This is a genomic window from Psychrobacter sp. JB193, from assembly GCF_002285555.1.
Lineage (GTDB): Bacteria > Pseudomonadota > Gammaproteobacteria > Pseudomonadales > Moraxellaceae > Psychrobacter > Psychrobacter alimentarius.
Window position 1 is genome coordinate 1 of sequence record NZ_NRGY01000006.1, and the last position, 5,992, is coordinate 5,992.

Consider the following 5,992-nt stretch of genomic DNA (forward strand, 5'->3'; position numbering starts at 1 on the left):
CGTAGCGCCAATGGTAGTGTGGTTCGCCCATGTGAGAGTAGGTCATCGTCAGCTCTCTATTCTGACTAGCCCCTTGATACTAACGTATCAAGGGGCTTTTCTTTGTGTGGCTGTTTAATCTGGCCACCTGACTCAAATGTCACTCAGTAAAATAATCTTAAAAAAACTGTCAATTGACCTTGACCCAGCCTCAAACAAGCGTATAATGCCACCCAGTCGAAAGGGAAGGTTAATTGAGTATCTGATTGATTCAGGTCATTCAAACAAACTTAAAATAAACCCTTGACACTAAGAATAAAGCGTCTATAATACGCACCTCATTAAGGCAAAGCAGTTAATAACTGAGTGAGTAATCACTAAAATTAGCGAGCTAACTTATTGAAACGAATTAAAAAAGAAGCTTGACAGTCTATTAAAACATGATATGATAGTCAGCTCGCTAATTAGGATAAGCCACATTGGCTATGTAATAATTAGTTAAGAGATAACTGCTACTGGACGACAGTGACAGGCATTATTTAAAAGCATAACTAAAGAACAACTTGTGTGGATTTTTGCTGATTCAGGATGCTAAAAAATAAAGTTGACTATCTTTTCTTTTCGGGAAGATTATTAACTATAAAAATTATCATTTAAGACAGCAGAAAAACTCAAAGTTAATTCATTACGAACATAATTTTTAGCGATTTTGCCAGATTAGATGAGCCAAGTTTAGAAGCTTCTTTAAAGAGCTTCATAGCAAGATTAAACTGAAGAGTTTGATCATGGCTCAGATTGAACGCTGGCGGCAGGCTTAACACATGCAAGTCGAGCGGTAACATTTCTAGCTTGCTAGAAGATGACGAGCGGCGGACGGGTGAGTAATACTTAGGAATCTACCTAGTAGTGGGGGATAGCTCGGGGAAACTCGAATTAATACCGCATACGACCTACGGGAGAAAGGGGGCAACTTGTTGCTCTCGCTATTAGATGAGCCTAAGTCGGATTAGCTAGATGGTGGGGTAAAGGCCTACCATGGCGACGATCTGTAGCTGGTCTGAGAGGATGATCAGCCACACCGGGACTGAGACACGGCCCGGACTCCTACGGGAGGCAGCAGTGGGGAATATTGGACAATGGGGGAAACCCTGATCCAGCCATGCCGCGTGTGTGAAGAAGGCCTTTTGGTTGTAAAGCACTTTAAGCAGTGAAGAAGACTCTTCGGTTAATACCCGGAGACGATGACATTAGCTGCAGAATAAGCACCGGCTAACTCTGTGCCAGCAGCCGCGGTAATACAGAGGGTGCAAGCGTTAATCGGAATTACTGGGCGTAAAGCGAGCGTAGGTGGCTTGATAAGTCAGATGTGAAATCCCCGGGCTTAACCTGGGAACTGCATCTGATACTGTCAGGCTAGAGTAGGTGAGAGGAAGGTAGAATTCCAGGTGTAGCGGTGAAATGCGTAGAGATCTGGAGGAATACCGATGGCGAAGGCAGCCTTCTGGCATCATACTGACACTGAGGCTCGAAAGCGTGGGTAGCAAACAGGATTAGATACCCTGGTAGTCCACGCCGTAAACGATGTCTACTAGTCGTTGGGTCCCTTGAGGACTTAGTGACGCAGCTAACGCAATAAGTAGACCGCCTGGGGAGTACGGCCGCAAGGTTAAAACTCAAATGAATTGACGGGGGCCCGCACAAGCGGTGGAGCATGTGGTTTAATTCGATGCAACGCGAAGAACCTTACCTGGTCTTGACATATCTAGAATCCTGCAGAGATGCGGGAGTGCCTTCGGGAATTAGAATACAGGTGCTGCATGGCTGTCGTCAGCTCGTGTCGTGAGATGTTGGGTTAAGTCCCGCAACGAGCGCAACCCTTGTCCTTAGTTACCAGCGGGTTAAGCCGGGAACTCTAAGGATACTGCCAGTGACAAACTGGAGGAAGGCGGGGACGACGTCAAGTCATCATGGCCCTTACGACCAGGGCTACACACGTGCTACAATGGTAGGTACAGAGGGCAGCTACACAGCGATGTGATGCGAATCTCAAAAAGCCTATCGTAGTCCAGATTGGAGTCTGCAACTCGACTCCATGAAGTAGGAATCGCTAGTAATCGCGGATCAGAATGCCGCGGTGAATACGTTCCCGGGCCTTGTACACACCGCCCGTCACACCATGGGAGTTGATTGCACCAGAAGTGGTTAGCCTAACCGTAAGGAAGGCGATCACCACGGTGTGGTTGATGACTGGGGTGAAGTCGTAACAAGGTAGCCGTAGGGGAACCTGCGGCTGGATCACCTCCTTATAGACAGCATTCGGTCAGCAAGAATTCACAACAAGTTGTTCTTTAGTTTAAGCTTACGTTTTAGCGAACGTATTGGGTCTGTAGCTCAGCTGGTTAGAGCACCGTGTTGATAACGCGGGGGTCAGTGGTTCAAGTCCACTTAGACCCACCATTTATATGGGGCCATAGCTCAGTTGGTAGAGCGCCTGCCTTGCACGCAGGAGGTCAACGGTTCGACTCCGTTTGGCTCCACCACTACTTTAGTTAAGCTTAGAGTGCGAATAAATAAAATAGGTATTAAATAGAAATAAGTGATTTTAATAAGATTACTTCTTTCTGTTTTATACGGAAATCTATGACTCGACGAGAGCATAGAGACTATTTAAAAACATAGATATGAGTCTGGGTTAGGATGAGCGTGTTCACGCGCACATCTTAACCTTAGCAATCAGCTCTTTAACGACATCAGTTGTTATCCCAGGGGTTGATTGCTAAAAAGAAATAAGAGAACTGAATCAAGCGTAAACATAGGTGATATCGTTATCATTAATTAGAGTGTATGACACTACTTAGTCGAAAGACTACTTGGGGTTGTATGGTCAAGTAATGAAGCGCACATGGTGGATGCCTTGGCAGTCAGAGGCGATGAAAGACGTGACAGCCTGCGATAAGCTTCGGGGAGGCGGCAATATCCTGTGATCCGGAGATTTCTGAATGGGGAAACCCACCTAGCATAAGCTAGGTATCCTAATTTATTAGGAAGCGAACGAGGGGAAGTGAAACATCTCAGTACCCTTAGGAATAGACATCAATTGAGATTCCCCTAGTAGCGGCGAGCGAACGGGGAGAAGCCGATTAGTACTAATGTAGAAGAACAGCGTGGGAAAGCTGACCGTAGTAGGTGATAGTCCTGTATTCGAAACATTAGCATTAACATATTAAGTAGAGCGGGGCACGAGAAATCCTGTTTGAAGATGGGGGGACCATCCTCCAAGGCTAAATACTCCTGACTGACCGATAGTGAACCAGTACCGTGAGGGAAAGGCGAAAAGAACCCCTGTGAGGGGAGTGAAATAGAACCTGAAACCGTGTGCGTACAAGCAGTGGGAGCCCACTTGTTGGGTGACCGCGTACCTTTTGTATAATGGGTCAGCGACTTATATTCTGTAGCAAGGTTAACCGTTTAGGGGAGCCGTAGGGAAACCGAGTCTTAATAGGGCGTCTAGTTGCAGGGTATAGACCCGAAACCGAGTGATCTATCCATGAGCAGGTTGAAAGTGCCGTAACAGGCACCGGAGGACCGAACCCACTGTCGTTGAAAAGCCAGGGGATGACTTGTGGATAGGGGTGAAAGGCTAATCAAACTCGGTGATAGCTGGTTCTCCCCGAAAGCTATTTAGGTAGCGCCTCGGACGAACACCATTGGGGGTAGAGCACTGTTTCGGCTAGGGGGTCATACCGACTTACCAAACCGATGCAAACTCCGAATACCGATGAGTGATATCCGGGAGACACACAGTGGGTGCTAACGTCCATTGTGGAGAGGGAAACAACCCAGACCGCCAGCTAAGGCCCCAAATTCCTAGTTAAGTGGGAAACGAGGTGGGAAGGCATAGACAGCTAGGAGGTTGGCTTAGAAGCAGCCATCCTTTAAAGAAAGCGTAATAGCTCACTAGTCGAGTCGGCCCGCGCGGAAGATGTAACGGGGCTCAAACTAGGAGCCGAAGCTGCGGATTTGAATTTGTTTTCAAGTGGTAGGGGAGCGTTGTGTAAGCCTGTGAAGGTGTGTTGTAAAGCATGCTGGAGGTATCACAAGAGCGAATGCTGACGTGAGTAACGATAATGCGAGTGAAAAGCTCGCACGCCGGAAGATCAAGGGTTCCAGTCCAACGTTAATCGGGGCTGGGTGAGTCGACCCCTAAGGCGAGGCCGAAAGGCGTAGTCGATGGGAAATCGGTTAATATTCCGATACTTGTTTATGATGCGATGGAGGGACGGAGAAGGTTATGCCAGCCTGGCGATGGTTGTCCAGGTGGAAGGATGTAGGTTTATAGCTTAGGTAAATCCGGGCTATTTTATACCGAGATCTGATAGCAAGCTGTACTTGTACAGCGAAGTGGCAAATACCATGCTTCCAGGAAAAGCTTCTAAGCGATAGTCATAAACGAATCGTACCCTAAACCGACACAGGTGATCAGGTAGAGAATACCAAGGCGCTTGAGAGAACTCTGCTGAAGGAACTAGGCAAAATGGTACCGTAACTTCGGGAGAAGGTACGCTGCTGATGGTGAAGGACTTGCTCCGTAAGCTATTGGCAGTCGCAGATACCAGGCTGCTGCAACTGTTTATTAAAAACACAGCACTCTGCAAACACGAAAGTGGACGTATAGGGTGTGATGTCTGCCCGGTGCTGGAAGGTTAATTGATGGGGTTAGCGTAAGCGAAGCTCTTGATCGAAGCCCCAGTAAACGGCGGCCGTAACTATAACGGTCCTAAGGTAGCGAAATTCCTTGTCGGGTAAGTTCCGACCTGCACGAATGACATAATGATGGCAGCGCTGTCTCCAGCAGAGACTCAGTGAAATCGAAATCGCAGTGAAGATGCTGTGTACCCGCGGCTAGACGGAAAGACCCCGTGAACCTTTACTACAGCTTTACATTGAACTTTGACCTGACTTGTGCAGGATAGGTGGGAGGCTTTGAAGCCGAGACGCTAGTCTTGGTGGAGCCAATCTTGAAATACCACCCTGGTCATGTTGGGGTTCTAACTCAGGTATAACAATACCGAGGACAATGTATGGTGGGTAGTTTGACTGGGGCGGTCTCCTCCTAAAGAGTAACGGAGGAGTACGAAGGTGCGCTCAGACCGGTCGGAAATCGGTCGTAGAGTATAAAGGCAAAAGCGCGCTTAACTGCGAGACCCACAAGTCGAGCAGGTACGAAAGTAGGTCTTAGTGATCCGGTGGTTCTGTATGGAAGGGCCATCGCTCAACGGATAAAAGGTACTCTGGGGATAACAGGCTGATACCGCCCAAGAGTTCATATCGACGGCGGTGTTTGGCACCTCGATGTCGGCTCATCTCATCCTAGGGCTGAAGCAGGTCCTAAGGGTATGGCTGTTCGCCATTTAAAGAGGTACGCGAGCTGGGTTTAGAACGTCGTGAGACAGTTCGGTCCCTATCTACCGTGGGCGTTGGAAATTTGAGAGGATCTGCTCCTAGTACGAGAGGACCAGAGTGGACGAACCTCTGGTGTTCGGGTTGTCACGCCAGTGGCATTGCCCGGTAGCTACGTTCGGATGGGATAACCGCTGAAAGCATCTAAGCGGGAAGCCCACCTCAAGATTAGATTTCCCTAAAGAGCCGTTCAAGACTAGGACGTTGATAGGCAGGGTGTGGAAGCGCAGCGATGCGTGTAGCTAACCTGTACTAATTGCTCGTTTGGCTTGACCATACAACACCCAAGTGGTTTGTATCAAGTCTAATTAATCTATCTTGTAAAGCGAAAGCTTTAGAATAAGAAAGAACATTTCGATATCACCGTTAACCTTGATTCAGTTAGGTTATGTGGTACTTATCAAAGTCACACAAACAGACTCATATCTAACCCCCTTTGCTGACGACAATAGCACGATGGAACCACCTGATCCCTTCTCGAACTCAGAAGTGAAACATCGTAGCGCCAATGGTAGTGTGGTTCGCCCATGTGAGAGTAGGTCATCGTCAGCTC

At 47.9% G+C, this 5,992-nt stretch carries 2 tRNA genes and 3 rRNA genes; all 5 read left to right on the plus strand.

What is annotated here, in order from left to right:
- Positions 1-746 precede the first annotated feature (746 nt).
- Positions 747-2,285, plus strand: a 16S ribosomal RNA gene (locus tag CIK80_RS15105).
- 74 nt (positions 2,286-2,359) lie between these two features.
- Positions 2,360-2,436: transfer RNA gene (locus tag CIK80_RS15110), tRNA-Ile, on the plus strand.
- Between the two features lie 7 nt (positions 2,437-2,443).
- Positions 2,444-2,519, plus strand: a tRNA-Ala gene (locus tag CIK80_RS15115).
- 342 nt (positions 2,520-2,861) lie between these two features.
- Positions 2,862-5,716, plus strand: a 23S ribosomal RNA gene (locus CIK80_RS15120).
- A gap of 161 nt (positions 5,717-5,877) precedes the next feature.
- Positions 5,878-5,991 (plus strand): 5S ribosomal RNA (gene rrf / locus CIK80_RS15125).
- Together the 16S, 23S and 5S rRNA genes with 2 tRNA genes alongside form the textbook arrangement of a ribosomal RNA operon.
- Position 5,992 lies beyond the last annotated feature (1 nt).